At 74.7% G+C, this 26,443-nt stretch carries 28 protein-coding genes and 1 pseudogene; 13 read left to right on the top strand and 16 right to left on the bottom strand.

The genetic code is table 11. The features are described 5' to 3' along the window. Positions 1–97 precede the first annotated feature (97 nt). Positions 98–709: a M15 family metallopeptidase gene (locus AB0D10_RS13345; RefSeq protein WP_360255040.1), complete on the top strand. Its 612-nt coding sequence runs from the start codon at positions 98–100 to the stop codon at positions 707–709. Between the two features lie 167 nt (positions 710–876). Then, complete coding sequence (locus AB0D10_RS13340) at positions 877–1,770, top strand: endonuclease/exonuclease/phosphatase family protein (protein ID WP_360255038.1); 894 nt, start codon at positions 877–879, stop codon at positions 1,768–1,770. 94 nt (positions 1,771–1,864) lie between these two features. Here AB0D10_RS13340 and AB0D10_RS13335 read toward each other — a convergent pair whose 3' ends face one another. The 6 genes from AB0D10_RS13335 to AB0D10_RS13310 all read right to left on the bottom strand — a co-directional run bounded on the left by AB0D10_RS13335 (position 1,865) and on the right by AB0D10_RS13310 (position 7,464). Beyond that, positions 1,865–2,845: a hypothetical protein gene (locus AB0D10_RS13335; protein ID WP_360255036.1), complete on the bottom strand. Its 981-nt coding sequence runs from the start codon at positions 2,843–2,845 to the stop codon at positions 1,865–1,867. Continuing rightward, entirely contained in the window at positions 2,842–3,756 is a 915-nt protein-coding gene (locus tag AB0D10_RS13330; protein ID WP_360255034.1) for a hypothetical protein, read from the bottom strand. Before AB0D10_RS13330 ends, AB0D10_RS13335 begins: the two co-directional genes overlap by 4 nt. Beyond that, positions 3,753–4,616, bottom strand: a complete 864-nt coding sequence (locus tag AB0D10_RS13325; protein WP_360255032.1) for a hypothetical protein — start codon at positions 4,614–4,616, stop codon at positions 3,753–3,755. Before AB0D10_RS13325 ends, AB0D10_RS13330 begins: the two co-directional genes overlap by 4 nt. 70 nt (positions 4,617–4,686) lie before the next feature. Continuing rightward, positions 4,687–5,640, bottom strand: coding sequence for a hypothetical protein (locus AB0D10_RS13320; RefSeq protein WP_360255030.1), 954 nt, complete (start codon positions 5,638–5,640; stop codon positions 4,687–4,689). 266 nt (positions 5,641–5,906) lie between these two features. After that, positions 5,907–6,365 (bottom strand): hypothetical protein, encoded by a 459-nt coding sequence (locus AB0D10_RS13315; protein WP_360255028.1) that lies wholly within the window; start codon positions 6,363–6,365, stop codon positions 5,907–5,909. Positions 6,366–6,471: 106 nt separating this feature from the next. Continuing rightward, positions 6,472–7,464, bottom strand: a complete 993-nt coding sequence (locus AB0D10_RS13310; protein ID WP_360255026.1) for a helix-turn-helix domain-containing protein — start codon at positions 7,462–7,464, stop codon at positions 6,472–6,474. A gap of 71 nt (positions 7,465–7,535) precedes the next feature. Between AB0D10_RS13310 and AB0D10_RS13305 the strand changes: the two genes are divergently transcribed. From AB0D10_RS13305 to AB0D10_RS13295, 3 genes are all read left to right on the top strand, one after another. After that, positions 7,536–7,862 carry a cupin domain-containing protein gene (locus AB0D10_RS13305; protein ID WP_360255024.1) on the top strand — a complete coding sequence of 109 codons (327 nt, stop codon included), beginning with the start codon at positions 7,536–7,538 and terminating at the stop codon, positions 7,860–7,862. Positions 7,863–8,137: 275 nt separating this feature from the next. After that, complete coding sequence (locus AB0D10_RS13300; protein ID WP_360255022.1) at positions 8,138–8,728, top strand: hypothetical protein; 591 nt, start codon at positions 8,138–8,140, stop codon at positions 8,726–8,728. 300 nt (positions 8,729–9,028) lie between these two features. Next, entirely contained in the window at positions 9,029–11,779 is a 2,751-nt protein-coding gene (locus AB0D10_RS13295; RefSeq protein ID WP_360255020.1) for a M4 family metallopeptidase, read from the top strand. Positions 11,780–11,875: 96 nt separating this feature from the next. Here the strand turns inward: AB0D10_RS13295 and AB0D10_RS13290 are convergent, their stop codons facing one another. Beyond that, on the bottom strand, positions 11,876–12,859 hold the full coding sequence (locus AB0D10_RS13290; RefSeq protein ID WP_360255018.1) for a hypothetical protein: 984 nt from the start codon (positions 12,857–12,859) through the stop codon (positions 11,876–11,878). Positions 12,860–13,125: 266 nt separating this feature from the next. Here AB0D10_RS13290 and AB0D10_RS13285 point away from each other — a divergent pair, with 266 nt between their 5' ends. Together AB0D10_RS13285 and AB0D10_RS13280 are read left to right on the top strand one after the other, a co-directional pair. Beyond that, positions 13,126–14,289, top strand: a complete 1,164-nt coding sequence (locus AB0D10_RS13285; RefSeq protein ID WP_360255016.1) for an alpha/beta hydrolase-fold protein — start codon at positions 13,126–13,128, stop codon at positions 14,287–14,289. A gap of 46 nt (positions 14,290–14,335) precedes the next feature. Continuing rightward, positions 14,336–15,481, top strand: coding sequence for an RICIN domain-containing protein (locus tag AB0D10_RS13280; RefSeq protein ID WP_360255014.1), 1,146 nt, complete (start codon positions 14,336–14,338; stop codon positions 15,479–15,481). A gap of 31 nt (positions 15,482–15,512) precedes the next feature. On the opposite strand, the gene AB0D10_RS13275 is transcribed toward AB0D10_RS13280, so the two are convergent. Both AB0D10_RS13275 and AB0D10_RS13270 read right to left on the bottom strand, forming a co-directional pair. Then, complete coding sequence (locus AB0D10_RS13275) at positions 15,513–15,923, bottom strand: hypothetical protein (protein ID WP_360255012.1); 411 nt, start codon at positions 15,921–15,923, stop codon at positions 15,513–15,515. Between the two features lie 13 nt (positions 15,924–15,936). Then, positions 15,937–16,458, bottom strand: a complete 522-nt coding sequence (locus AB0D10_RS13270; RefSeq protein ID WP_360255010.1) for a peptidylprolyl isomerase — start codon at positions 16,456–16,458, stop codon at positions 15,937–15,939. Between the two features lie 155 nt (positions 16,459–16,613). Between AB0D10_RS13270 and AB0D10_RS13265 the strand changes: the two genes are divergently transcribed. Then, positions 16,614–16,817 carry a hypothetical protein gene (locus AB0D10_RS13265; RefSeq protein ID WP_360255008.1) on the top strand — a complete coding sequence of 68 codons (204 nt, stop codon included), beginning with the start codon at positions 16,614–16,616 and terminating at the stop codon, positions 16,815–16,817. A 3-nt stretch (positions 16,818–16,820) separates the two neighbouring features. Then, positions 16,821–17,114, top strand: coding sequence for a hypothetical protein (locus AB0D10_RS13260; RefSeq protein ID WP_360255006.1), 294 nt, complete (start codon positions 16,821–16,823; stop codon positions 17,112–17,114). A gap of 97 nt (positions 17,115–17,211) precedes the next feature. On the opposite strand, the gene AB0D10_RS13255 is transcribed toward AB0D10_RS13260, so the two are convergent. Continuing rightward, positions 17,212–18,633 (bottom strand): ALF repeat-containing protein, encoded by a 1,422-nt coding sequence (locus AB0D10_RS13255; protein ID WP_360255004.1) that lies wholly within the window; start codon positions 18,631–18,633, stop codon positions 17,212–17,214. 147 nt (positions 18,634–18,780) lie between these two features. Here AB0D10_RS13255 and AB0D10_RS13250 point away from each other — a divergent pair, with 147 nt between their 5' ends. Continuing rightward, entirely contained in the window at positions 18,781–19,737 is a 957-nt protein-coding gene (locus AB0D10_RS13250; protein WP_360255002.1) for an NAD-dependent epimerase/dehydratase family protein, read from the top strand. Between the two features lie 5 nt (positions 19,738–19,742). On the opposite strand, the gene AB0D10_RS13245 is transcribed toward AB0D10_RS13250, so the two are convergent. The 4 genes from AB0D10_RS13245 to AB0D10_RS13230 form a co-directional block, all read right to left on the bottom strand. Continuing rightward, the gene (locus AB0D10_RS13245) at positions 19,743–20,072 is read right to left on the bottom strand and encodes a DUF1330 domain-containing protein (protein ID WP_360255000.1); all 330 of its coding nucleotides are present in this window, start codon (positions 20,070–20,072) and stop codon (positions 19,743–19,745) included. 879 nt (positions 20,073–20,951) lie between these two features. Then, complete coding sequence (locus tag AB0D10_RS13240; protein ID WP_360254998.1) at positions 20,952–21,245, bottom strand: DUF397 domain-containing protein; 294 nt, start codon at positions 21,243–21,245, stop codon at positions 20,952–20,954. A gap of 68 nt (positions 21,246–21,313) precedes the next feature. Continuing rightward, positions 21,314–21,523 carry a DUF397 domain-containing protein gene (locus AB0D10_RS13235; protein ID WP_360254996.1) on the bottom strand — a complete coding sequence of 70 codons (210 nt, stop codon included), beginning with the start codon at positions 21,521–21,523 and terminating at the stop codon, positions 21,314–21,316. Between the two features lie 26 nt (positions 21,524–21,549). Continuing rightward, positions 21,550–22,404: a helix-turn-helix transcriptional regulator gene (locus AB0D10_RS13230; RefSeq protein WP_360254994.1), complete on the bottom strand. Its 855-nt coding sequence runs from the start codon at positions 22,402–22,404 to the stop codon at positions 21,550–21,552. 234 nt (positions 22,405–22,638) lie between these two features. Between AB0D10_RS13230 and AB0D10_RS13225 the strand changes: the two genes are divergently transcribed. The 3 genes and pseudogenes from AB0D10_RS13225 to AB0D10_RS13215 all read left to right on the top strand — a co-directional run bounded on the left by AB0D10_RS13225 (position 22,639) and on the right by AB0D10_RS13215 (position 24,516). Next, complete coding sequence (locus tag AB0D10_RS13225; RefSeq protein WP_360254992.1) at positions 22,639–23,076, top strand: ATP-binding protein; 438 nt, start codon at positions 22,639–22,641, stop codon at positions 23,074–23,076. Then, positions 23,073–23,348 carry a hypothetical protein gene (locus AB0D10_RS13220; protein WP_360254990.1) on the top strand — a complete coding sequence of 92 codons (276 nt, stop codon included), beginning with the start codon at positions 23,073–23,075 and terminating at the stop codon, positions 23,346–23,348. Before AB0D10_RS13225 ends, AB0D10_RS13220 begins: the two co-directional genes overlap by 4 nt. A gap of 200 nt (positions 23,349–23,548) precedes the next feature. Next, positions 23,549–24,516, top strand: a pseudogene (locus AB0D10_RS13215) (site-specific integrase). Positions 24,517–24,664: 148 nt separating this feature from the next. On the opposite strand, the gene AB0D10_RS13210 reads toward AB0D10_RS13215, so the two are convergent. Next, complete coding sequence (locus tag AB0D10_RS13210) at positions 24,665–25,504, bottom strand: SDR family oxidoreductase (RefSeq protein ID WP_360254988.1); 840 nt, start codon at positions 25,502–25,504, stop codon at positions 24,665–24,667. 94 nt (positions 25,505–25,598) lie between these two features. Next, complete coding sequence (locus AB0D10_RS13205; RefSeq protein WP_360254986.1) at positions 25,599–26,366, bottom strand: SDR family NAD(P)-dependent oxidoreductase; 768 nt, start codon at positions 26,364–26,366, stop codon at positions 25,599–25,601. Between the last annotated feature and the right edge of the window lie 77 nt (positions 26,367–26,443).

Genomic DNA, 26,443 nt, shown 5'->3' with positions numbered 1-26,443 from the left:
GGCGTGTCGAAAACGTATCGGCCTGCGCAGACGTCCTCGTAACACGGCGCCTCCTCGAATGGGTCCGGCAACGGACGAACGACGTCGGGAGGCAGGGATGGGCACGGTGCGCGGGGAATCGGCGGTGCGTGCGCGGGGGCGGCGGCTGGCCGCGGGGGCCGCGGCGGCGGCGGTGCTGGCGGCAGCCGGGGCGTGCGCCGCGGACCCGCCGGGCACCGGGGCCGTGCTGCGGACGCTGGCGGCCGGGGTCGGCGTCACGCCCTCGGCGGGGACGGCCGAGGACGGGGTGATCCCGGACGGCACGACGCTGAGCCCCTTCGACGGGACGGCCCCGGCGGTGGTGAACCTGGACGGGCCGCTGCGGGAGGCGCTGCGGAAGGCGGCCACGGACGCGCGGGCGCAGGGCGTCGAGATGCACGTCACGTCCGGCTGGCGCAGCAGGGCCTACCAGCAGCGGCTGCTGGACAGGGCGGTGGCCAGGTACGGGAGCCTGGAGCAGGCCCGGCAGTTCGTCAACACGCCGGACAGGTCCGCGCACGTCACGGGCAGGGCGGTGGACGTCGGGCCGACCGACGCGGACGACTGGCTGATCCGGCGCGGCGCCCGGTACGGGCTGTGCCAGGTGTACGCCAACGAGATGTGGCACTTCGAGCTGCGCACGGAGCCGGGCGGGACGTGCCCGGCGCAGCTGTCGGACGCCGCCGGGTGAGCGGGCGTGCGGGGTCGGTGGCTGCGGCGGTCGGTGATGCGGCAGTCGGTGATGCGGCGGTCGGTGGTGCGGCGGTCGGTGGTGGGCGGGCGGCGGTGGGCCGTCCGGGTGGTCGCCGGGGCCGGGTGCCCCGGTGGCGTTCGGTGCCGCGGTGGCGGCGCGGGTGGGTGCCCGCCGGGTTCGGGCTGGTCGCCGCGGCGGCCCTGGGCGGGCACCGGCTGGTGCCGGACCTGGGGGCGGGCCTGGGGAGTCTGTGGGAGAGCGCCCTGCCGTGGAGCGGCCTGGTGGCGGTGGTGGTGCTGGTGTGCGCGGTGCTGCGCCGGGCGCCGGTGGCGGCGTGCGCGGGCGGGGTCGCGGCCGTGGTGTGGGCGGGTGTGTTCGGGCCGCTGCTGCTGTCGGGCGGGGGTGCGGCGGGCGGGGCGGGGCTGACGGTGGTCACCCACAACGTGAACGCCCACAACCCGGACCCGGCGGGCACCGCCCGCGCGCTGCTGGCCGCCCGCCCGGACCTGGTCGCGTTGGAGGAGGTCACCGACGCGGCCCTGCCCGCCTACCGGGCGGTGCTGGACGGGGCGCTGCCCCACCACGCGCGCAGCGGCACCGTCGCGCTGTGGAGCCGCTACCCGGTGACGGAGGCGCGGCGGCTGGTCGTCGATCCCGGCTGGAACCGCTCCCTGCGGGCCGAAGTCCAGGCCCCCGGTGGGCCGTTGGCCGTGTACGTGGCCCATCTCGGCTCGGTGCGGCTGACCGCCGCGGGCTTCGGCACCGCCCACCGGAACCGCGACCTCGCCGCTCTGGGCCGGGCCCTGGACGGGGAGCCGCTGCGCCGGGTCCTGCTGCTGGGCGATCTCAACACCGCCGCCGACGACCGCGCCCTCGCGCCGCTGACCGCCCGGCTCGCCCTGGCCCGCTCCGGCTTCGGGTTCACCTGGCCCGCCGCGTTCCCGCTGGTCCGGATCGACCACGTGCTGACCCGCGGTCTGCCCGCCGCCCGCACCTGGCCGCTGCCGGCCACCGCGAGCGACCACCGGCCGCTGGCGGCGCGGATCGGCCCGGGGTGACGCCCAGGGGCCGCCTCGTCCGCACGACGAGGCGGATGACGTCGGCGCGCGGGACGTCGGGCGGGCCGACGTCCCGCGCCGGGCGGGGCCCGGGTCAGGCCAGCAGGTCGGACTGCAGGGTGACGACCTGGCGGAAGGGGGCGACGGGGATGCCGTCGGGGTTGGTCATGGTGATGACGGCCAGGACGTCGGCGGCGGCGAGGTAGGCGACGCGGGCGGTGGGGTTGCCCTTGGGGCCGTTCGCCGTGGACTCCTGGGTGGTCAGCTCGACGCTGTCGACGGTGTCCCAGTTCTCGTGGGAGGTGGACTTGGTGTCGGGGGCGGCCTTGGCGCGGCCCTTGTTGCGCAGCGAGGTGTAGGTGTCCCAGGACTCGCCGACGGAGCCGAAGCGCAGCAGCCGGATCTGGGTGCGGGTGCCGTCGGAGGCCGTCCACTCCCGGACGGTGGCCGCGCGGCAGGCGTTCTGCAGGAGCAGTTCGTTCAGCTTGGCCGGGTCCTGCTGCTCGGCGAGGATCGCGTCGCAGGGCACCCAGTCCGCGGTGGCCGCGGCGGCGGTGGGCGTTGCCGTCGGGGAGGCGCTCGGCGGGGCGCTCGGCGACGCCGTCGGGGTTCCGGCGGCGGTGGGGCTCAGCGTGGGGACCGGGACGGTCGGGGCGGTGACGGCGCCGCCGGCCTCCTTGGGGGCGGGCAGCAGCAGGTGGCGCAGGTCCGCGTAGTGGAGGGTCTTGCCCTTGGCGTCCGGCGCGGGCCTGCCGGAGGGCAGGGGCGGCAGGGCCAGCGGCGGGAAGGTGTAGCGGCCGTCCTTCGCCGTGGCCAGGCCCGGGATGTCGGTGCGCTCGGGGGCGGTGACGGCCAGGGCGGTGCCGGTGCCGGCGAGGGCGAACACCAGGGCGGCGCAGCTCCAGCGCACCGCGGCCTTGCGGCGGCGGGCCCGGTGGGCAAGCCTTTCAGCGGGATCCTCGACGGCGTCGGCGGGCTCGGTGAACTCGACGGCGCCGATGGCCGTTTCGGTCAGCAGCGGGGCCGGCGGCAGCGGGTCGGACGCGGGCTGCGGCGGGGTGGAGTGGTCGGTCATGCTGACGCTCCCGGGCGGGCGAGTCGGTCGAGCTGCAGGGTGAAAAGGGCGACGATCTTGTCCTTGGGCAGCGGTGCCACGCCCTCGGCGTTCATGACGACCAGCAGGTCGCCCTCGGCGGCCGAGCACTCCAGGTAGTCGATCGGGGCGGACGGCGGCGCCGGCATCAGGTAGCAGTGCGCCTCGGGGTGGCCGGGGATCGACGGGCCGATCCGGAACAGGCCGGTGTCGCCGGTGAAGACCGCGGTGTACTCGTTGATCCGCTGCACCTCCTGCTGGTTGAACTGGCGCAGCTTCAGGCCGACGACCAGGTCGTCGCTGCCGGCGAGGTAGGTGCGCACCCCGGTGGCCTTGACGTGCAGGCCCTCCCAGTAGGAGCGGAGCTTGTCGCGCTTCTCCTTGGGCACCTGCTGGAGTTCGGCGTCCAGCTGGGCGGACAGCTGCTCGCCGTTCAGCTCGGTGTCGTTGCCGTAGACGCCGTCGTCCGGGCCGGGCTCGTAGCCGGCGGGGACGGGCAGCAGCAGGTCCCGCAGCGCGCCGAAGTGGCTGCCGTTGGACTTGGCGCCGTAGGGGGTGGCGGTCGCGGTCGGGGTGGGCCCGGTGGACGGGGCGGCGGCGGTGGCCGGGGCCGGGTCGTCGTACTGGGTCTTGATGATGCCGATGCCGATGACCACGCCGACCAGCGCGGCCGCGGCGGTCGCGGCGCCCGCGCGCAGCAGACGGCGGGAGGCGGCGTTGGGCGCGGCGGGGTGCGGCGCGTCGGCGTGCGGGGCCTCGGGGTGCGTCGCGGCGGAGTCCGGCGCCTCCGCGTGCGGCGCCTCGGGGGCCGTCGCGTCGGCGTGCGGGGCGGCGGAGTCCGGCGCCTCCGCGTGCGGGGCCCCGGGGGCCGGGGTCACGGTGTCGTCGTTCATATGATCCGCTCCCACTGCCGCTTGGCGAGGTCCTTGAGGACGTCGGCGCTCACCTGCTGGGTGCCGAAGACCTCGATCGTCATCTGCACCGAGCCGCGCTTGGCGACGGCCTCGCCGTAGTAGTACTGCTCGGTGCTCTCGGCCCAGTTCCGGGCCGCGGTCTCGACCTTGTAGCCGCCGTTGGCGCCGTCGGCGAACGGCAACCAGCTGGAGGACTTCGCCTCGTCGGCGTGGTCGGCCGTGTACTGGACCAGCGAGACGCGGTAGCGGGTGCCGTCCTTCTTCCAGTCGACCTCGGCCGCGCGCCGGAAGCCGCGCGAGGCGAGGTCGCGGAACGTGAGGGCCGCGTTGCCGCTCTGCTCGGCGATCTCGCCGATGGAGACCCAGCCGGGCTTGTCCGGGCTGTCACCCCAGGGGGTGCTGCCCTCGGGGGCGGTGATCAGCAGCTTGGTCAGGTCGCCCTCGATGGCCGGCGGCGCGGGCTGCTGGGCGGCGAGGGCCGCCGGGTCGACCATCCCGGCCGGGTAGGCGGGGCGCGCAACCTGCAGCGGCGGCAGCGGCGTGGGCGGGCGCTGGGCCTGCACGGCGTAGCCGACGCCGCCGCCGGCCAGGGCGCCCAGCGCCAGGGCGCAGGCGGCCAGGGCGACCGGGCGGGGGCGGCGCGGGGTGCGGGGTCCGCGCTCGGGGCCGGTCTCCAGCAGTTCGCCCGGCGCGGCCGGGGACGGCCCGGCGGCGTGCGGGTACGCGGCCCACGGGTCGGCGGCGGGCGGTGCCGGGGGCGGCGGAACGGCGGGCGCGGGAGGCGGCGCGGTGGGCGCGGCGGGCGCGGCGGGCACCGGCTCCGCGGGTTCGGTGGTCACGGAAGTGGCTCCAGAGGAGGAAGGGAGGGTGGCGTCGGTGGGCGGGCGGCGGCGCGCGCGGGCGCGGGGCTCAGCCGCCCGAGGCGAGCCAGTCGCGCTGGCGCTTCATCAGCTCGCTCAGCAGCGCCTTGTCGGGCGTCCCCTTCACGTCGACGTCGATCGTGTACTGGACGTCGCCCTGGCTGGCGATGCCGGTCATCGAGCCGGTGTAGGCCTGCTGCTTGGGCTTCTTCAGGTAGCCGCGGGCGTCGGGGAGGCCGTCGAGGTCGATCGGGTCCAGCGACTTGATCTTGTAGCCCCTGACGAAGTCGGTCGCCATCGAGGCGGAGCCGAAGTGCAGCAGGGTGACGGTCACTTCGGCCTTGCCGTCGGCCGTCCGGTACATCCGGCTCGCGCCCTCCTTGTAGCCGTAGGAGGCGAGGATGTCCTTGATGCCGTCCTGCTTGCCGAAGATGTCGGCGACGTCGTCGTCGGTCATCGTCATGCCGTCGGCGGGCCCGTAGGACTCGCCGCCGGCGGGGATCGGGAGCAGGAAGTAGCGCAGGTCGCCCGCGTGCTTGCCGCCGCTGACGGTGCCCTTGACGGTGCTGGCCGGGGCGGGCTCGGTCGGGACGGCGGTCGGCACCGGGACGGGCTCGGGGGTGGGCGAGGCGCTCGCGGTGGCGCTTGCGCTCGCCTTCGGGGCGGCGGTGACGGCGGGTGCGGCGGCCGGGTGCGGGTCGGGCTTGCCGACGGCGACGGTCACCGCGGCGCTGGCCGCCGTGACCGCGAGCAGGCCGGCGGTGGCCAGCGCGACGCCGACGGCGCGCGGCAGCCGGCGCGCGGCCGGAGCCTGCGTGGACTGCGGCTGCGGCTGCGGCTCCGGCCGCGATGTCACGGTCTCGCCGGCAGCGGGCTCCCCGGCCGGGGCGGAGGCCACCGGCGGAACCGGCGCGGCGGCCGGCGCGGGACCGGACACGGGAACAGGCACGGGCGGCTGGGCCGGTGCCGGCGGTTCGGCGGCGGCGCTCTCGTTCTCGGGCAAGGGACTCCCCCAGGGAAAGATGCGGAATCGCACACGTGGGGGCCCTCACGGGACCCACTCCCCCAGCGGGTCTCCGGACCGTCCGTCACGCGTGTCAGCAGGCATTATGAGAGCCCGCTGACGGCCCTGCCAACAAATTCAATCACCGCACATTCGCCCAATGCTTGATGAACCGGACACGTCGTGATCCAAACGCAATCGGGCGCCGCCCTGACGGTCCGTCCCCGGGCCGGCCGGCCCGAGGGCACCGGCGTGACGGCAGGGGTTCAGGAGGCGGCAGTGGCGGTCCGGGCGGCCGCGGCCAGGGCCGCGGGGTCGGTCTCCTCGGTGAGCCGGGCGAGGTGGCCGTCGGGGCGCACCAGCGCGGCGGTGACGGCGCGCCAGGCGGGCCGGGGTTCGGCGAGCCGGCCGCCGTGCCGGGTGGGATCGGGCCGGGCGGGCCCGGGGCAGGCGTCCCCGGTGCGGCCGGTGAGGTCGAGCAGGCCGGGCCGGCCCGGCCTCATCGGGGTGAAGAGGGTGGTGGTGCCCGCCGGGGCGGCCAGCCGCAGGTCGGGGGCGCGGGTGCCGGTCAGCGGGTGGTCGCCGGGGCCGGGCGGGTAGACGGCGGCGGGGCCGGCCGCGCGGGCGGCCAGGTCGTCGGAGAACTCGCCCACGCCGTCGATGAGTTCGCAGAGTTCGCAGGGCAGTTCGCGCATGGCGAGGCCCTCGGGGGTGTGGCCGGTCATCAGTCCGGCCTCGGGGGCCCGCCTGCTCGCCCTCCCGCCGGAGTCGTCCGGCGACTGACTCCGGTGCGCCCCGGGCCGGTTGCCGAAGGTGCGGCGGCGGCCCCGGCTAACCGCCGCCGAAGGTGCGGCGGTAGGCGCCGGGGGTGGTGCCGAGGGCGGTGCGGAAGCGGCGGCGCAGGTTGACGGCGGAGGCGAGGCCGACCCGGTCGGCGATGGCCTCCACCGGCAGGTCGGTGCGCTCCAGCAGGGCCCGGGCGGCGTCGATGCGCCGGGCCAGCAGCCACTGGCCGGGGCTGGTGCCCAGCTGCTCGGCGAACCGGCGGGCCAGGGTGCGCCCGGACACCCCGGCGCGGGCGGCCAGCCCGTCCACCGCCAGCCGCTCCCCCAGTCGCTGTTCGGCCCACTCCAGCAGCGGGGCCAGCGACTCGTCCGCCCGGGCCGGCTCCGGGGCGGCGGCGTACTGCAGCTGGCTGCCCTCGCGGTGCGGGGGCAGCACCATGTGCCGGGCGACCTGGGCGGCGTAGGCCGCGCCGTGGTCGCGGCGCAGCAGGTGCAGGCACAGGTCGATGCCCGCGCCGGACCCGGCGCTGGTGGCGACGTCGCCGTGGTCGACGTACAGGACGTCCCGGTCCACCCGCAACGCCGGGTATTCGGCGGCGAGTTGGGCGGTGCGGCCCCAGTGGGTGGTGGCGCTGCGGCCGTCCAGCAGTCCGGCCCGGGCGAGGACGAAGGCGCCGGTGCAGATGGAGACGATCCGGGTGCCGCGCGCGTGGGCGGCGCGCAGCGCGGCGAGGACGTCGGCCGGGACCGGGGAGCCGGGCGGCTGCCAGCCGGGGATGACGACGGTGTCGGCCTCCTCCAGTGCCGTCAGGCCGTCCTCGACCAGCAGCGGGACGCCGAGGGTGGTGGGCACCGGGCCGGGGGTGCGGGTGCACAGGCGGAAGTCGTAGTGGGCGGCCAGTCCGGGCCTCTCGGTGCCGAAGACCTCGGCGGCGCAGGCGAGTTCGAAGGGCGACTGGGGTGCGCCGAGCAGGGCCACCACCCGGTGGCGGCGCGTGGCGGGGGCGGGGGCGGGGGTCTCCGTGGCTGCGACGCTCATGTCATGAATGTACCTGAGGATGTCTTTCCGGACTCTGGGGGCGGCGGGTGCGGGGGCGCCACAGTGGGGGCATGGACGACAACGACACGGGACTCAAGACGTCGCTGCTGGTGGACGAGGTGGAGCCGGTGGAGGTCGCGCCGGGGATCGTACGGCGCCGGCTGACGGCCACCGGGTACGCGCGCGGCTGGCTGATCGACTTCGCGCCCGGCAGCCGGTGGCCGGAGGTCGACGTGCACGGTACCGAGGAGCGGTACTTCGTGCTGAGCGGGGAGGTGATCGAGGGCGAGGAGCGTCACCCGGCGGGCAGCTACGTGGTGTTCGCGCCGGGCAGCAGTCACCGGCCGCGCACCGAGACCGGCGCGCGGATGCTCGGGTTCACCGTGCTCAAGGCCTGAGCGGCATCTGAACGCCCCGCCACCGAGCGCCCCGCCACCGAACGCCCCGCCACCGAACGCCCCGCCACCGAACGCCCCGGCGCCGGAGAGCCCGTGACGATGTCGCGGCCCCGTCACCGCTCGGCACGGCTCCCGGCCCGGGGTGTGGGCGGGCTGCCCGGCGGTAGGAGGACCGACGGGAGGGCCGGACGACGGGGGAAGGACGGCGCCGTGACGGACGGGGGCGCGGCCGGGGGCGGACGGCGTCGGCCGCGGTGGCACTGGCGGTGCCGGCCGTGGCGGGCGCGACGGCGGTGTGGCACTGGTCGCTGGACGAACCGGTGGGCGGGGTGCGGGAGTCGGTGTGCGCGGCCGCGCTGGCGGTGGGGGTGGCTGCCGCCGTCCCGCTGCGCGGGCGGGCCTCGGGCCGGGGCTTCGCGCCGGTCGGCGCGTTCGCGGTGGTGTTCCTGTTGGCCGCCTGGGGCACGGTGTTCGCGACGGCCCAGGCCGCCGACACCATCCGCACCCGGGTGCACGAGCCGCGCAGCGTGCCGGCCCTGGTGACGCATTGCCGGGTGAGCGGTCAGGTCCCGGTGGAGGGCGGCGGTCTGGGGGCCAGGACGTACGCCTGCACCTACCGCTGGAGCGTGGACGGGCGGTCGTTCAGCGAGGAGCGACCGGTCGACGCGCCCTACCCGGACGGCCACGAGACCCGGGTGCGGCTGGAGGACGGCGGGCGGATGGCCACCGGCCGGCCGAGCGTGCTGTCGATCCCGTTCTGGATCGTCCTGGCCCTGGCCGGGCCGGCCGCCTCGGGGGCCTTCGCCTTCCGGCTGGTGGCGTGGGCGGCGGACGCGGGCCCGTGGGACGACCGACGGCGGGGCTGACCGCGCGCCGGAGGGCGGCGGGCTGACGGTGCGCCGGGACCGGACGGCGGCGGGCGGCGCACCGGGGCCGTGTCCTGAACGGGTCGGGCACGGACGGACGTGGACGGGAGTGGGAGGGCCGGCGCCCCGACCGCACCTCGACGGCGCCCCGACCGCACCTCGACCGCACCCCCGCGACGCCCCGGCGGCACCCCGCCCCCGATAGGCAATCGATCGACATATGTCGTCTGACTGACTATCGTGGGCGGTGCGGTGGCCGTCGTGCCGCCGCGTTCCCGACCCACGCGCGAGAGGACCTCCGTGCCCCGACTCCCAAGTACCGCCGGCACATTCGCCGTCGGTGCCGCCGCCGTCGTGATGCTGGCGCTGGCCGTGCCGCCCGCCCTGGCCCTGCCGGCCGCAGGCGCCCCCGCACCGGACGCGGACCCGGTGCCCGCCCTGGTGGACGGCACCGGCACCGCCGCCCCGCAGTTGGTGACCGGCCTGTCCGAACCCGCGCCCGGCGACCCGGCCGGGGCCGCGCTCGCCCACCTCGCGGCCCACCCCGACCGCTACCGCATCGACACCGGCGAGCTCGCCGCACTCGGCTCCACGACGGGCCCCGACGGCCGCCGCACCGTCAGGTTCGAGCAGCGCCACGGCGGGATACCGGTGCTCGGCGGCCAGTACCTGGTGCACCTGTCCGGCCAGGGCGCCGGGCAGAAGGTCGAGTCCGCGGGCGGACGCTACTTCACCGGGCTGAGCGCCCCCACCACCCCCGCCGTCCCGGCCGAGGCCCTGCGGCGGGCGGCCGTCGCCGAGCTCCCCGACCCGCCGGCCCGCGCCGGCGCCACCGCCGAGGACCACGGCCCGGTGATCCTGCCCGACGGCCCCGGCCGCCTCACCGAGCACTACACCGTGCGCGGCACGGCGGGCGGCACCGCCCGGGAGGTGTACGTCGACGCCACCACCGGTGCGGTCGCCCTCGCCCACGACGCCCGCGCGCCCCGGCCCGCCGCCGACCCGGCCCCGGCCACCCCCGCACCGGCCACCCCCGCACCGGCCGATCCGGGCACCGGGCTGCAGCCCGCCACCGGCACCGCCCCCGACGCCCACGGGCGCAGCGCCGCGGTGAACATCGCCAAGCGGGCGGACGGCACCTACCAGCTCACCGACCTCACCCGCCCCGCCACCGTCACCACCTACGACGCCGCCGGGCGCGACACGGGCGACTTCGACGGCGTGCCCGTCCCGGCCGACGCCGCCCCGGCCTCCTCCCCCGCCCCCGCCTTCCCCGCCGCCACCGGGGACGACGGTGCCACCGACGCGCACGTCAACGCCGGGCTGGTCCTCGACTTCTACCGTGACCGGCTCGGCCGCAACGGTCTGGACGGCCAGGGCGGGGCGATCGTCTCGGTGGTGAACGTGAGCGACGGCGGCAAGCCGTTCCCGAACGCGTTCTGGGACGGCTCCAAGATGGTCTACGGCTCCGGCGGCCAGAACTTCTACCCGTTCTCCGTCGCCCTGGACGTGGCCGGGCACGAGATGACCCACGGCGTCGTCCAGCACACCGCCAAGCTGCTCTACCTCAACCAGTCGGGCGCCATGGACGAGGCCATCGCCGACTACTTCGGCAACGCCATCGAGGTCACCGCCCGCGGCCTGGCCATGGACGACCCCGCCGCGGCACTGCTCGGCGAGAGCCTGTGCCGCACCGGCACCCCGCAGGCCTGCGCCACGCGCCGTCTGGACGACCACCGCACCACCACGGCCGACTTCCTGGGCACCCGGTACTCCATCGACTCGGGCGGGGTGCACCTCAACTCCACCATCTTCGGCGGCGCACTCTGGGACATCCGGCGCACCCTCGACCCGCTCACCGCCGACCGCGTCGTCTACCACGCGCTCGCCGACTACCTCACCCCGCTGGACGACTTCCAGGCCGGACGCGACGCGGTGCTCGCCGCCGGCCGTGACCAGGGCCTGGACAAGCGCCAACTGCGGGCGCTGGCCGCCGCGTTCGACGCGCACGGGATCCGTCCCGGCTGGCAGCGCCGGCTCGGCACCGACAGCCGCATCCTGCTGCAGAACGTCTCCAACGGCATGGCCACCCCGGCCGTCGCCCGCGGCCACTGGGTGATCCTCGGCGACGGGGCCGCCGGCACCGGGCTGTACACCGGCACCGTCGACGGGCACGGCACCCCGGTGCGCCTGAGCCCCGAGGACGGCCGCATCCACAGCTGGGCCGCCACCGACGGGACGAACGCCGTGTGGGTGGCCATGGGCGGCCCCCCGGGCACGGGGCAGGAGGTGCTGACCGCTCCGCTGAGCGGCGCCGGCCCCGTACGGAGCGTCTTCCGCTCCACCTCCCCCGCCCAGCAGCTCGGCAACGCCCGGATCTCCGGCACCGACATCGCCTTCACGGTCTCCGAGAACGGCCACTCCCGGCCGTACCTGAGCCGCGACGGCGCCGCGCCGGTCGCGCTCCCGCTGCCCGAGGGGCACGACGTGTCCGAACTCGCCCTCAAGGACGGCCTCGTCGCCTGGACCGAGACCTGGCAGGACGGTGACCAGTGGGTGACCGTGCCGACCGTCTACTCCGTCGCCGCCGGGAAGGTCACCGCGCGGTACCCCGCGCACGCCCCGGCGGGTTCCGGGCCGAGCAGCGCCGGCTCCCTCACCCTGGCGGGTGGGCGCCTGCTGTGGGTGGACCTGCCCGTCGACCGCACCGTGCGCAGCACGATCCGCTCCGCGGCCCCGGACGGCTCGGGCGTCGTCGACCTGGTGGGCGCCGGTTCCCCGAACGCCCCGCGCTCCACCACCCTCGCCGCCTCCGACCAGGCCGTCACCTACCGGGTCGAAGGCGACAAGCCCGCCGGCGGCTGGACCAACGCCGCGCTGCCGAAGCTGTGGCAGGTCCCGCTCGCCGGGGGCACCCCGCAGCGGCTGTCCTGCAACCGCGGCGGCCAGTACGAGGCCGCCGCCGACCAGGGCACCCGGGTGGTGTGGCTGGACGCCACCGTCGGCCGCACCGACCTGGTGGTCCGTGACCGTCCGGCGGGCACCTGCTGAGCGGATCTCACCGGCGCAGCGGCGGCGGGGCCGTGGGGCGAACTGCCCCGCGGCCCCGCCGCCGCTGCCGTCTCCGCATCCGTCTCCGCATCCGTCTCACAGCCAGCCCCGGCGGGCGGCCTGGACGCCGGCCTGGAAGCGGGTGGTGGCGCCCAGGTGGGCGAGGAGGACGGAGACGCGGCGCACCACGGTGCGCCGGCCCAGGCCGAGGCGGCGGGCGATGGCGTCGTCGGTGGCGCCGCCGGCCATCAGGGTGAGGATGCGCCGGTCGCGTTCGTCGATGCGCAGGTCGACGCCGGCCACGCTGGCCGGCACCGCCAGGCGCCACAGGGTCTCGAAGACCGCGGTCATGGCCTGCAGCAGGCTGGAGGGGCGGATCAGCAGGGAGACCACGCCGGGGCGGTCGTCGGCGGGCAGGGTGACGATGGCGAGGTCGTCGTCGCCGATGGCGAGCTTGAGCGGCGGCTCGTCCAGGGTGCGGGCCTGTTCCCCGGCCTCGACCATGCGCGCCATGTTGGGCCCGGCGACCGGGTCCTCGAACGCGCAGCCCTGGTAGATCGCGCGGTAGACGACGCCCGCGGCCATCCGGCGGCGCTGGAGCACCTCCTGGTCGGCGTAGTGGGCGTGGCTGCCGGAGTACGGCGGCACGTCGATGACCCGGATCTGGTGCCGGGCCGCCAGTTGCAGCCGGTGGCTGGCGGCGAGCACCTGGGCGGGGTCCTCGACCACCTCCAGCGCGCCGTAGCTGCCGGCGTCGCGCCGGGCGAAGCGGTAGAGGCGTTCGAGTTCGGCGCCGGCCCGGCGGGCGGTGGCCTGGCGCAGCGCGTCGCGCTGCAGCACCGTCTCGACCACCCGGCCGGGCGGCAGCGCCTCCCAGGAGTGGTCGCGGTCGTCGGCGGTGCCGGCGCCGTCGAAGGCGACGGCGATGCCTTCGTCCGCGAGGTCGCGCAGCACGGCGAGCACGGTGTCCTCGTCCAGGCCCGCGCCGTGCGCGAGGTCGGCCACCCGGGCCCTGGGCCGTCCGACCAGGCAGCGGTAGACGCGGCCGCGTTCGGAGTCGGGATCCAAGACGTCGTGCACGACACCCCCCGGTCATCGTGTCCCCCTGCCGCCCGGTGGTCCCGGGTGGCCGGGGGAGCCTACCCGGGTGGGTGGCCCACATGCGCCAGTGGCCCAGGTGCGCCGCCGGGTGCTCTGGCGCGGGACGGTCCGTGTGACGAGAGTTGTCGATGTTCAGACAGGAGTGGTGAGGCGGACCGTCAGGACGGCCCCGTCGGCACGACCGTCTGCGCAACCCGCGAGGACCGCCCGCCACCACCGACCGTCGAAGGCCGAGGACGACCCCCATGACCCCAGCCCGGCACCTGCCCGCCCGGCTGCGGCGCGCCCGTACGGCCGTCGCCGCCCTGGCCGCCTGCCTGCTCCCGCTCGCCGCGACACCCGCGGCCTCCGCCGCCCCGTCGGCAGCCACCCCCGCGACGGCCGCGTCAGGTCCGGCCGCCGCGACGGCCGTTCCCGCCGACGCCGGCGGGCCGCCGCCGCTCACGGACGGCTTCGGGCTCACCCAGGTCGGCACCGCGACCGGCAGCGCCACCAACTTCGTCGTCACCGTCACCACCCCGCAGGTCGCCGGGCCGCACACCATCCGGATCCTGCTGCCCGCCGACTACGCGCAGCACCCGGACAAGCGCTACCCCGTGCTGTACTTCCTGCACGGCGCCTCCGACAACCCGAGCGACCCCGCGCTGGCCTACCCCGCGCTCACCGCCGCCCGGTCGATGATCACGGTCATCCCGGACGGCGGCCTGCGCGGCTGGTACACCGACTGGCTCGACCAGGGCACCGCCGCCGGTGCGCAGAACTGGGAGACCTTCCACCTCACCCAGGTCCTCCCGTTCGTCGACGCCAACCTGCGCACCCGCACCGACCGCGCCCACCGGGCCGTCGGCGGCCTGTCCATGGGCGGCTTCGGCGCCCTGCACTACGCCCAGGACCGCCCCGACCTGTTCGGCCAGGTCCTCACCATGTCCGGCGCCAACGACCTGTCCACCGACGAGATGATCCTGCGCGGCGCCGTCGTCGCCATGCTGACCAACGCCGGCACCGTGCTGTGCGGCCCCAGCGACGGCCGCCCCTGCGGCTTCGACTACGGGCCCACCGTCTCCAGCGACGCGATCTTCGGCACCCCGTACCCGGTGTTCAACGCCGACTGGCGTTGGAACGCCGCCGACCCGGCCTCCCGGCTGGCCCTGCTCGACCGCACCGGCATCGCCGTCTACACCGGCAACGGCAACGGCAACCCCGCCGACATGGAGTTCTGGGCCGAAGGCACCGCCAAGCGCGTCAAGGACCGCCTGGACGCCCTCAAGCTGCCCTACCACTACGTCGACTACGGCGACGGCACCGGCTGGGGCGCCGACTGCCACGGCGGCCACACCGCGGGCTGCTGGGCGCAGGACCTCGTGGACTACGTCCCGCGCCTGGAGGCGGCCTTCGCCGCCGCGCCCTGAGGCCCTCCCTCACCTCTCCCCGCCCCCTGACGAAAGGACATCCTCCGTGCCCGCCACCACGACCCCCGGCCGTACGGCGCCCTGGCTGCGCCTGCTCGCGGCCTTCCTGGTGACCTGTTGCGCCGCCCTGGGCCTGGCCGCCGCGCCCGCCCACGCCGCCGCCCCGGCACCGGCCCCCGCCCACGCCGCCGCCCCGGCACCGGCCCCCGCGCCCGCCGCCGCTCCGGCCGCCGCGTGCGCGACCCCGCAGCAGTGCCTGACCATCAAGTCGCTCGGCAACGGACGCCAGCTCGACGTCCAGAACGGCAACACCGGCGACGGCGTCTACATCGTCACCAACTCCGCGCCCGGCTACCACCAGTCCTGGCGGCTGAACGTCGACCCGTCCGACTACACCTTCACCATCGTCAACAACGACACCGGCAAGTGCATCGACCTGGCCTCCTGGTTCGTCCCGGTCCTGCGCCAGCAGACCTGCGCCGGGCAGGCGAGCCAGCGCTGGTTCCTGCAGCCCGCGCCCAGCGGCGGCGACGCGTTCTTCATCCGCCACGCGGGCGACAGCACCTGCCTGGACGTGCTCAACGGCGCCCAGTACGACGACGCCTGGACCGACCAGTACGCCTGCAACGGCACCGCCAACCAGCAGTGGGCCACCGGCTTCCCGCAGGCCGCCCGCACCCTGGCCACCGACCACGCCGCCAAGCAGTGCCAGAAGGACGCCTCCACCTGCTCCTGGGCCGTCCAGAGCGAGGCCCCGGCCGCGCCGCTGCCCCGGGTGTGCTCCTCCGCGGTCTGGTTCAACAACACCAGCGGCACCGTCCAGCAGAACTTCGCGGTCACCGACACCAGCGGCTGGTCGACCTCCCTCGGCTCCGAGATCGGCTCCGAGATCTCCGCCGGCACGCCGGGCGTCCTGAGCGCGGCGGTCAAGGTCGGCCTGAGCTTCACCAACGTCTGGAACGGCTCGCGCAGCGTCAACAACGCCGTCACCGTCTCCGTCCCGCAGCAGCAGTACGGCTGGGTGACGCTGGCCGCGGTCGCCCGCAAGGTCACCGGCACCTGGACCTTCGACGCCCACGGCATCCCGTGGACCGCCGACGACACCATCACCGTCCCGGTCACCTCGGACCCCAACGCCGGCCCGACCCTCTACGTCGCCAACACCAGCCCGACGTTCACCACCTGCGCCTGACGCACAGTCGGATCTTCGGCCGCCGCCCGCGCTACGGGCGGCGGCCGTCCGCGTCCTCGCCGGGGTCGCCGTACGCCCGGACCAGGGCCTCGCGCGCGGCCAGGCGTCCGGCCACCCGGAAGGAGTGCTCGCGCGAGTCCAGCTCGTGCACGACGGTGAGGTGCACCACCACCGCCAGCGCCACCGCCCGACCCGGCGCCCGCTCGGCCAGTTCCTCGCGCACCCCCTCGGCCAGCGCCGCGTGGAACAGCGCCAGGTACTTCGGATCGGAGTCGCCGTGCACCACGGCCCCCGGGGCCGCCTCCAGGTGCACGCCCTCCTCCCAGGGCTCGAAGTCCACCTCGACGATCGCCACGTCGCAGGGACAGCCGGCCTGGCGGACGTAGCGGGCCCGCACGCCGCGGATCGGGCGGGGCGGGAAGCTCTCCGGTTCGATGCTCATCGGGATCGACCGGTCAGGACCAGGCGATCTCGACGGACTCGACCACCACGTCCTGCACCGGGCGGTCGCCCTCGGTGGGGGCGGTGGCGATCGCGTCCACCACGGCCTTGGAAGCCGCGTCGGCGACCTGGCCGAAGATGGTGTGCTTGCGGTTGAGGTGGCCGGGGGTGCCCACCGTGATGAAGAACTGCGAACCGTTGGTGCCCGGGCCGGAGTTGGCCATGGCCAGCAGGTACGGCTTGGTGAAGAACAGCTCCGGGTGGAACTCGTCCGCGAAGGCGTAGCCCGGGCCGCCGGTGCCGGTGCCCGTCGGGTCGCCGCCCTGGATCATGAAGCCCGCGATCACCCGGTGGAACGGCGTGCCGTCGTAGTACGGGCCGCTGCCCGGCTCGCCCGTACGCGGGTCGGTGTACTCGCGGGTGCCCTCGGCGAGTTCGACGAAGTTGCGGACCGTCTTCGGGGTGTGGAACGGGAACAGCTCCAGGCGGATCGGGCCCGCCGTGGTGTGCAGGGTGGCGAAGCGGGCAGTGGCCACGGGTGGCTCCTCGGGTGCGACGGACGCGTGGGGCGGATCGGGAAGACCGGCTACGGCATCCTGGCACAGCCCCGGGGTTCACGGCCGAACCGGGTGGAAGGATCCCCACGTCGGACCTACCGAGGGCGCACGCAGGACGTGCGCGGGAAAGGCGGGTGGTCGTGGTGATCGGTGCGGCGCTGATCGGGTTGCTGGTGCTGGTGATCTTCGGGTGCGTGTGCGTGGTGTGGGCCGACCGCGGCGGCCCGGCCTGGACGCGCATGGTCGCGGCCCTGACCGTCCGCGCGGGGGAGGTGGTGCGCAGCGCGCAGCGCAACCGGCGCCGCAGGGGCTCGAACGGCGGCGGCGGCGGTGACTGAGGCGTGACGGAGCGGGAGGAGCGGGAGCGGCGGGAGGCCCGGGAGGAGCGGGAGCGGCTGCGGGCCGTCTTCGAGGCGGTGCTGGCCGGTGCCCTGGCCGGGCGCGGGGTGCCGACCTGCCTGGGCCTGGACGACGACACCGACGAGGCGCTGTGGGCGGTCGAATCGGCCCGCCCCGACGTGCCGCCGGCCCTGGTCGAGGCGGCCCGGCGGGCCTTCGCCGGGCAGCTGGACGGCACCAACGCGGCCCGGCAGCGCGAGCGGATCGCCCGCAGGTTCGCCCGCCCCGCCGGCTGACGCACGGCGGCGGCTGACGCACCGCGGCCCCGGCCGCCGCCCGTGGTCGCGGGCGGCGGCCGGGGCCGCGGGCGGCGGCCGGGGCCGCGAGGGGACGTCAGTCCTCGGCGGAGCGGCGGCGGGAGAGCGCGACCAGCGCGGCGCCCGCGGCCAGGGCCGCGGCGGCACCGCCGGCCTCCCAGCCGATCCCGTCGGTGCCGGTCGCGGCGAGCGCACCGGAGCCGGAGCCGACGGCGGTGATCCCGGTGCCCGTGCCGGTGGTGCCGGTGGTGCCGGTGGTGCCGGTGGTGGTGGTCTCGGTGAAGCCGGCGGGCTGGACGGTCTGCGGCTGCTGCGCGCCCTGGCCCTGCTGTCCGGTGCCCTGCCCGGAGGTGCCGGAGCCGGAGTCGGTCGCGGCGGCCTCGTCCTCGGCACGGGCCTTGGCCCAGCCGTCCGTGAGGAAGGCCGCGATGTCCGCGTCGCTGCCCTCCAGGGCGGCCCTGGCGGCCTTGCGCACGGCCGGCCCGCCGTTCTCGGCGAGCTGGGAGACCTTGATCCGGTTGTCGTCGGCGCGCAGCTTCGGGAGTTCGACCTCCAGGAACTTCCGCAGGTCGGCGGCGGTGCCGTCGAGGGCCTTCTGGGCGCCCTCGGCGGTGTGACGGCCGGTCTCCTTGTTCGCGAGGATGACCAGGATCGCGACCCGGTCGTCCTCGGCCTGGGCGGCAGGCCAGCCCTCGGTGAGGAACTTCAGGATCGCCGCGTCGTCGCCGTCCATCGCCTTGTTGGCGGCCTCGCGCACGGCCCGGCCGCCGGAGGCCATGATCTGGGCGACCTTGACCCGGTTGTCGTCGCCCCGCTGCTTGGCCAGGTCGACCTCCAGGAAGTGCCGCAGGTCGGCGGCGGTGCCCTTGAGCGCCTTCGCGGCCGCCTCGCGCACACCGGGCCCGCTGTCCTTGTCGGCCAGGATGCGCTCGACCTCGGCGCGGTCCTGGTCCTCGGCGCGGGCGACGTACTGACCGGTCTTCAGGAAGTCGAGGATGTCCTGGTAGGTGCCGCGCAGCGCCTTGTCGGCGGCCTTGCGCACGGCCGGTCCGCCGCGGTCCTCGATCTGGACGACCAGCAGCCGGTTGTCGGTCTGGCGGGCGCCCTCCAGCTCGGCCGTCAGGAAGTGGCGCAGGTCGGCGGCGGTGCCCTTGAGGGCCTTCTCCGCCAGCTCGCGCACCTTGGGGCCGGTCGCCGGGTCGTCGAGGATGTGCTGGATCTCGGCGCGGTCCTGCTTCTCCTGGTCGGTGACGCCGGTGTCCTTGGCCGTGTCCTTGCCGGTGTCCTTGGCCGGGTCCTTGGCCGTCTCCTTGCCGGTGTCCTTCCTCGTCTCCCCGGCGGGGTCCCCGGCGGCGGTGTCGGGCGCGGAACCGGAGGCGGTGTCAGGGCCCGCGACGCCGGCCGGCTGGACGGTGGCGGCGGAGGCCGTGGAGGGGAAGAGGACGGCGGGGGCCAGGACGGCGGCCGCGACGACGGCGGACACCCGGGGCAGCTTCAATGCAGCAGACCTTACTTCGCGTGAGGACCATGAACCCGGACAGCATAGATCGCCTTTTACGATTCCCATACCAAATAAATCCAGACCCTCAACAGCACCTCCCCGCCCCCGCGTTGCCCCGCCCGGGCCGTGGATAGGGTGGGGCCGGTGAGCTTCCATCTCGTCGTCGGACACGGGCCCGCCGGGGCCGCCACCGCCCGCCTACTGGCCGGACAGGGCCAGGAGGTCAGGGTCGCCACCCGCTCCGGAGCCCCCGCCCACCAGCCTGTCGAAGGCGTCGAACACCTCGCCGTCGACGCGAGCGACCCCGCGGCCCTCGCCCTGGCCGCGCGCGGCGCCACCGCCATCCACGGCTGCGCCGCACCACCGCTGCCGCAGTGGACCACCCACTGGCCCGCACTGGCCTCCTCGTTGTGCGCGGCGGCCGAGGAGAGCGGCGCCGTCCTGGTCATGCTCGGCAACCTGTACGGCTACGGGCCACTGCCCGACCCCGACCGCCCCATGACCGAGGACCTGCCGCTCGCCGCCACCGGCCCCAAGGGACGGGTCCGGGCGGCCGCCTGGGAACAGGCCCGGGCGCTGCACGAGGCCGGACGGATCCGGGCCGTGGAGGTGCGCGCCTCGGACTTCTTCGGCCCCGGCGTCACCGACGGCGGCCACCTGGCGTCCCGGGTGCTGCCCGGCCTGCTCAAGGGCCGCTCCGTCGCGGTGCTCGGCGACCCGGACGCCCCGCACAGCTGGACCTACCTGCCGGACGTGGCACGGGCGTTGGCCGAGGTCGCGGGCGACGAGCGGGCCTGGGGCCGGGCCTGGCACGTGCCCACCGCCCCCGCCGTACCGGTGCGTGTGATGGTCGAGCGCCTGGCCGCCGAGGCCGGCACCGCCCCGGTCACGGTCCGCCGCCTGTCCCCCGCCCTGCTCGCCGCCGCCGGGCTGTTCTCCCCGCTGCTGCGCGAACTGCGCGAGACCCGTTACCAGTTCGACCGGCCGTTCGTCATGGACTCCACCGCCTACGAGACGGCGTTCACCGTCCGGGCGACGCCCCTGGCGGAACAGGTCGAGGCGACGGTCGCCTGGTGGCGCGAGCGGCTGAGCACGCCGTAACCGCGTCAGTGCTTCAGCGAGTCCGCGCCACGGTAGCCGTCGCCCGGCACGCCCTCGACCAGGATCGCGTCGGCGATCATGTGCCGGGTGCGCAGCGGCAGGATCTCCCGGTAGGCGGGCGAGTCCCACCAGGCGCGGGCCCGCTGGTAGTCGGGGAACTCGATGACGATCGTGCCGCCCGCACCCCAGCGGCCCTCCACCGTCTCGAACTTGCCGCCGTGGACGATGAAACGGCCGCCGAAGGGGTCGAGGGTGGCGTCGATGCGCTCCAGGTACTCGACGATGTCGGGGCCGAACTCGACCGAGTGGACCTGGGCGATGGCGTAGGCGGTCATGGGGTGCTCCTGGGGGTTCGTCGCGGTGATCGGTGGTTCCTGCCGACGTCCCCGACGGTAGGGCGCGGGGGGTGGCGGGCGAATCCGTCACGTATCGGTAGGGGTACCGGCGGGGGTCCCGGCGGGGGTCCCGGTCCTGACGCCTCGTGTAGCATCCGCGCAGCTCAAAGGCGTGACCATGCGAGCGGATGAGGAAGAGTGCAGAAGACGGCCGACGGCGGCCCCGGAGACAGCGCCGGGGACGACAGGATGACGCGGCGTCGGCGGACCCTCGCCGTGGCGGCCGGGGTGTGCGTGCTGGGCGCGACCGGGATCGGCGGGACGCTCCTGCTGGCAGGGTCGCCGGCCCCGGCGGCGCCCGGCTCGGCGGCCACTTCGGCCCCCTCCCCCTCCGCTTCCCCGCCGGCCGACGCACCGGCAACGGCACCTACCGAGACGCCTGCGGACGCACCGACGACGGACGGACCCGGGGCCGGAACCGGTGCCAGGGCCGAAGCCACCGCCGCGCCCGAGGCCCCGGCCACCACCCAGCCGGCCCGGTCCCGCCCCACGGCCGCCCCGGCGCCCACCACCCCGGCACCGGCACCGCCCACCCGGAAACAACCGGCGGCCCCCGCCGCCAAACCCTCCCCCGACTGGACCATCCCGCCCAGGCCGGTGCCCACCCTGCCGCCCGTCCCCGCCTCCTGCCCGCCCGGACAGATTGCCTCCTGGGACGGCTGCCACCCGCTCGGCCCGGCCATCCCCGTCGGCCCGACCAACCCACCTGCCACACCCCGCTGAACCAGCCACGGCCGGGCGGGCTCCGGCCGCCGCACCCCGAGCAACCAAGGGTGCCCCGCCCGGCACGATCGCCGGACGGGGCACCTGGGTGTCAGGTCAGCCCGCGGTGAACTCCCCGCCCTTCACCCCGGCGAGGAACGACGACCAGGCGTCAGCGGGGAACAGCAGGACCGGCCCGGCCGGGTCCTTCGAATCACGCACCGGCACGACATCCTGGATTCCGGCGGCGATCTCCACACAGTTGCTCTGTGCGCCGGAATGGGACGACGTGCGCCACTCAAGCCCGGCGCCATGGACATGCATGACGTCGGCCACCTCGACGCAGTTGCCGCCCTGACCGCTGTAACTGCTCTTGCGCCACAGAACGTTGCCGAAGTCCGATGCGAGCATGCCCCACCCTCCGATGGCCAACGGCGGCACAGCTACCACCGCACCCGAACATTCCTGCCGAGACCTGTCTACCCGTCCGCGAGCTCGCCGGCCTTCACGCCGCCGACGAAGGCAGCCCAAGCCTCTGCGGTGAACCGGAGGATCGGACCATTCGGATCCTTCGAGTCCCGGACAGCCATCCCGTTCAACACCGACTGCCGGGCCTCCACGCACTCGTTCGCCTGGGCGCTGTAGCTGCTCTTGTACCAACCCCGAGCGCCGCTCTCCGGCACAGCCACGGTTCACACCTCTTCCGGTCTCGTCGTCATGCCGCCGAAGCGATGGCCGCGATCATATCCAGCGACTCCTTGGGGTTCAGAGCAGCCGAGCGCAAGTACTCGAAGACCAGCCCGTAGCCGTCCAGTTCACCCTGCTGCTCCAGATAGTGGCTGCTCGTCAGCGTCTCCAGAAACACGGCTCCGGCAGTGGGCGAATCGGAGAAGCCGTACATCACGAAGGCACCGCACGCACCAGCCGTCGCGCCGACGCCCAGCGGCACCACTTGCAGGGTGACGTTGGGAAGCTGCGCCATCTCCGTCAAGTGCTCCAACTGCTCCTTGTGAACCCCCGCCCCTCCCACCGGGCACCTGAGCGCGGGCTCCCAGATGATCGCCCAGAACCGGGCCGGATCTGGCTTGGCGAGGACTTCCTTCCGTTCCATCCGAATCTCAACCAACTGATCGATGCGCTCCGGTCGCACCGCAGCCGGATTGGCCTCCAGCAGCGCCCTGGCGTAGCCCTTCGTCTGCAACAAGCCCGGGATGACCATGGTCTGCCACATGCGGATGTACCGGGCGTCGTCCTCCAGCCCGAGAACGTCGACGTAGGCGGAGGGGATCGTGTCACCGTAGTCGTGCCACCATCCGCGCTTCTTGCTGTCCCTCGCCAGCCCCTCAAGAGCATCGCGCTCCTTGCCGGCCACCCCGTACAGGTCCAGCAGGATCCCGAGGTCCAGTCGGCGAACGCCGGACGCGCCGGTCTCTATGCGGCTGATCTTGGCGCGGGAGCAGACAAGGGCCTGCGCCGCGTCATCCGTCCCCTTGTTCACGGCTTCGCGAAGGCGGCGAAGCTCCGAACCGAGTCGGCGGGCACGGACGGTCGGCTTCGGTTCATCGGCCATGCGCAAGTCCTCTCACCTGACGAACCCAGTCTGCCTTGTGACGATTCGTCAATCCAGCTTAGCCATACCTGCATCGTTGCAGCAGTATCGCTTGCAGGTTGCACCACCACAGGTGCATGCTACCTGGAGTAGTGAGCACTGCCACACAGCGTGATCATGGCGGGCTCATCACCCGGGCATTCCCATGCCTTCCTCGGCCGTCTTCACCCCGCACACCCCGGAGGTGGCTCCGCCATGCCTGAAACCGACTCGCCCTCCCCGGCCCCCACGGAGACGGCCTGCCGGCTGCCCCGGCGTCCGACCTCCCCCGGGATCGCCCGGCGGCGGCTCCGCGACTTCCTCGACCCCTTCCCCGTCGGGGAACTCCTCCTCCCGACCGGCGAGTTGCTCGTCAGCGAGCTGGTCACCAACGCCGTCCAGCACACCCGGGTCCCGCGCGACCGCCTGATCCACGTCCGCTTCCACCTCGGCCCGGACGACACCCTGCGCATCGAGGTGCACGACGCCGACAGCGAGAAGCCCGCGCTGCGCGACGCCCCCGTGTGCGCCGAGACCGGCCGGGGCCTACTCCTCGTCCACGAGCTGGCCCGCAGCTGGGGCTGTTCCCCGCGCGAGGGCGGCATCGGCAAGTTCGTCTGGTGCCTCGTCACCCCCGAGGGGGCCGCCGCGTGACCGCCGTCGTCCGGGCCGCGATCGCCGGCGTGATGCCGCCCGTCCTCTTCCCCAGCCTCGACGTGGCCCTGCCCGTGCTGTGGGAACACGTCCGCAGACTCCCCGTCCGCGAGGCCCACCGGGACTTCATCCGGATCTGCATCGGCCCCGGCGGCGGCCAAGGCGTCGCCCGGTGCCTGGCCCAGGGCGGCAGCTGGAGCACCACCCTCTACGTCGGCGGCATGACCGACTGGACCGCCCACCCGATCACCATCACCACCCACGGCTCCTGAACTCCCCCGCCCCCGCCCGGCGACAGCGCCGGGCGGGGACGAACCTCAGGCGTCGGTGCCGCGCCGTCGGTCCCGGGACGGTCGTGAAGTCTTTCCAGAGATAACGGCCTATTACCTGTGACATATGGAACCGCGACCTGCGGTGACGTCCTCGGGCCACTGCATGAAGCGGCCCTGTTATCTGGGACAAGGGGGAAGCGGTGCCCACCGTCGTGCAATTGCCGATCGGGAAGGCGCTGACCGTCCGGTCGGCCGGGGCCCTGTTCCTCGACTCCCTCGGCAACCCGAACACCGTGCGGAACTACGGCATCGCCGTCACCAAGACCGCTGAGCGGCTCGGCGAGGGCCGGCCGCTGGCCTCAGTGGAGGGCGACGAGGTCGGCGAGGCCCTGGGCCGGCTCTGGGGCAACTCCGCGGTGAACACCTGGAACGCCCGCCGGGGCGCGGTGTCGTCCTGGCTCGGCCGGTGTACCGAGCGCGGCTACGACGGCCCGGCGGTGCCGGGCTGGGCGAAGCGACTGACTGTGCCCGACTCGGACACCCCGGCACGTTCCCGGATCGCGGTCGACCGGCTGATCGCCCGGAGAGAGGTGCACCCGAGGGAGAAGACGCTGTGGCGGATGCTCTACGAGACGTGCGCCCGGTCGGAGGAGATCCTGGACGTCAACATCGAGGAGCTGGACCTGGCCGACCGCCGGTGCCCGGTGAAGGCGAAGGGTGCCCAGCCCAAGGCCCGCCGCCGGGGCGGCGCCCGCGAGGACTTCGTGCTGGAGACCGTTTACTGGACGTCGGCACCGCCCGCCTGCTGCCCCGCCTGCTCAAGGGCCGCACCCGGGGCCCTGTGTTCGTCACCCACCGCCGCCCCGGGCCCGGCAAGGTGGTCGGCCCACGCGACGTCTGCCCGGACACCGGGCTCGCCCGTCTCTCCTACGGCCAAGCCCGCGCGCTGCTGGACGAACACACCGCGGTGAACGGGCTCGGGACCGGCTGGGACGAGTGGCGCCACTCCGGCTTGACCCACCTCGGCCGGGCCGGGGCGAGCCTGCTGATGCTGATGGCGAAGTCCCGGCACAAGAAGACGGAGAACGTCCGCCGCTACTTCAAGCCCTCGCCGGAGGCCATCGCAGAGCTGACCAGCCTGCTGGCGCCTGGCAACACCCAGCGCTGAGTCCCTTGCGGTGCATGGGTTCATGCGCCGATCGGCTTCCGTCGGACGGAGGGCCGCCATTGCTGCGCTACCTGAGGCCCGGCGGGCACGGTGATGCGCCGGGCGGGCTGGGCCCACCCGGCGCATCAGGGCCGGGTCAGCGGGTGGCTCAGGCGGCGCCGTACCCCAGGTTGCCGCCCAGCTCGCGGGAGGCCTGGGCCTGGGCCAGCAGTTCCTTGGCCTTGGCCTCGACGCCCTCGATGGCGTCCGCGCCGGCGACGAACCGCAGCGGCGGCTGGTCCTGGTCGGCGATGGTCAGCAGGGCCTGGGCGAGCTTGGCGGGGTCGCCGGGCTGCTGGCCGCTCATGCTCTTCCACGCCGCGATGGTGGCGCTGGTGCGCTCGGCGTAGTCGTCGATGGACGGCTCGGGCCAGGTGGTGGAGGCGTCGACCAGCAGTTCGGTGCGGAAGAAGCCGGGCTCCACGACCGTGGTGCGGATGTTGTAGGGGGCCACGTCGTAGCGCAGGGACTCCATCCAGCCCTCCACACCGAACTTGGAGGCGGCATAGGCGACGCAGAACTCCTGGCCGATCAGGCCGGCGGAGGAGGAGAGCGTGATGACGTGGCCGGCACGCTGCCCCCGCATGATGGGCAGGACGGCGCGGGTGACGTTCATCGGTCCGAAGAGGTTGGTCTCGATCTGCTGGCGCATCTGCGCGGGGGTGATCTCTTCGAAGTAGCCGGCGAAGAAGTTCCCGGCGTTGTTGATCAGGACGTCGATGCGGCCGAAGCGGTCGACGGCTGCATGCGCGGCTGCCTGCGCGTCCTCCAGGCTGGTGACGTCCAGCTTCGTGACGAGCAGGTTGTCCTGCGGTCCGCCCAGGGTCTTCTCGACCTCCTCGGGGCGGCGGCCGGTGGCGACAACCTGGTGGCCGCCTGCGAGGGCTTGGCGGGCGATGTCCGTGCCCAGACCGCGTCCGGCACCGGTGACGAAGATGACCTTGCTCATGAGGGCGTCCTTCCAGACGCCGTAAGTCGGCGTCAGCTTTGGCGTGGTGAGGAGTGCGGCGTCGCGAGGGGGCCGCTGAGCTGTCCGAATGTGGTCAGGCCTGGTCGGTCGGCATGATCCACAGCTCGCCGACGGAGGCGTGGCGGGGACGGGTGACCATGTAGGCGACGCCGTCGGCGATGTCCTCGGGGGCCAGGACCTCGGTCTGCTCGTAGAAGGTGCCGATCGCTTCGCGGATCTCGGGCTTGTGATCGTTGTGCGAGCCCAGCTCGGTCGCCACGCCACCCGGCTCCAGGACACCGACACGCACGTGACGCTGGGTGACCTCCTGGCGCAGGGACTCGGTGAATCCGTTCACACCGAACTTGGTGAGGTTGTAGACGCCGTATCCGTTCCACGCGACGCGGCCGGCGATCGAGCTGATGTTGACGATGTCGGCGACCCGGCGCGGACCCTCCTCGGCCGCCTGCAGCAGGTGCGGCAGGGCGGCGCGGGTGGTGTAGAGCATGCCCTGGACGTTGACGGCGATCATGCGGTCCCACTCTGTGACGTCCGCGCCGATGACGGGGCCAAGCAGCATCAGGCCGGCATTGTTGACCCGGGTGTCCAGCCGTCCGAACCGCTCGACGGTCTGCTGTACGGCCGCCTCGGCCTGGGTACGGTCGGCAATGTCCGATTCGACCACCAGCGCGGTGCCGCCCGCCTTCTCGATCTCGGCGGCGAGGTCGCTCAGACGGTCCTTGCGGCGGGCCACCAGCGCCACGGCGGCGCCGTTCTCGGCGAGCCGGCTGGCGGTGGCCGCGCCGATACCGCTGCTCGCGCCGGTGACAAGCGCGACGGTGCCGGTCAGGTTCGATGCCATGGGAGTGTCCTTCTTCTGGGCGTACGGGGCCCGCATCGCGGGCATCACACCAGGTGAGATGGGGTGGGCCTGCGATT

This window comes from Kitasatospora sp. NPDC048545 (assembly GCF_040651155.1).
Lineage (GTDB): Bacteria > Actinomycetota > Actinomycetes > Streptomycetales > Streptomycetaceae > Kitasatospora.
This window is presented reverse-complemented; position numbering and strand designations above follow the sequence as displayed.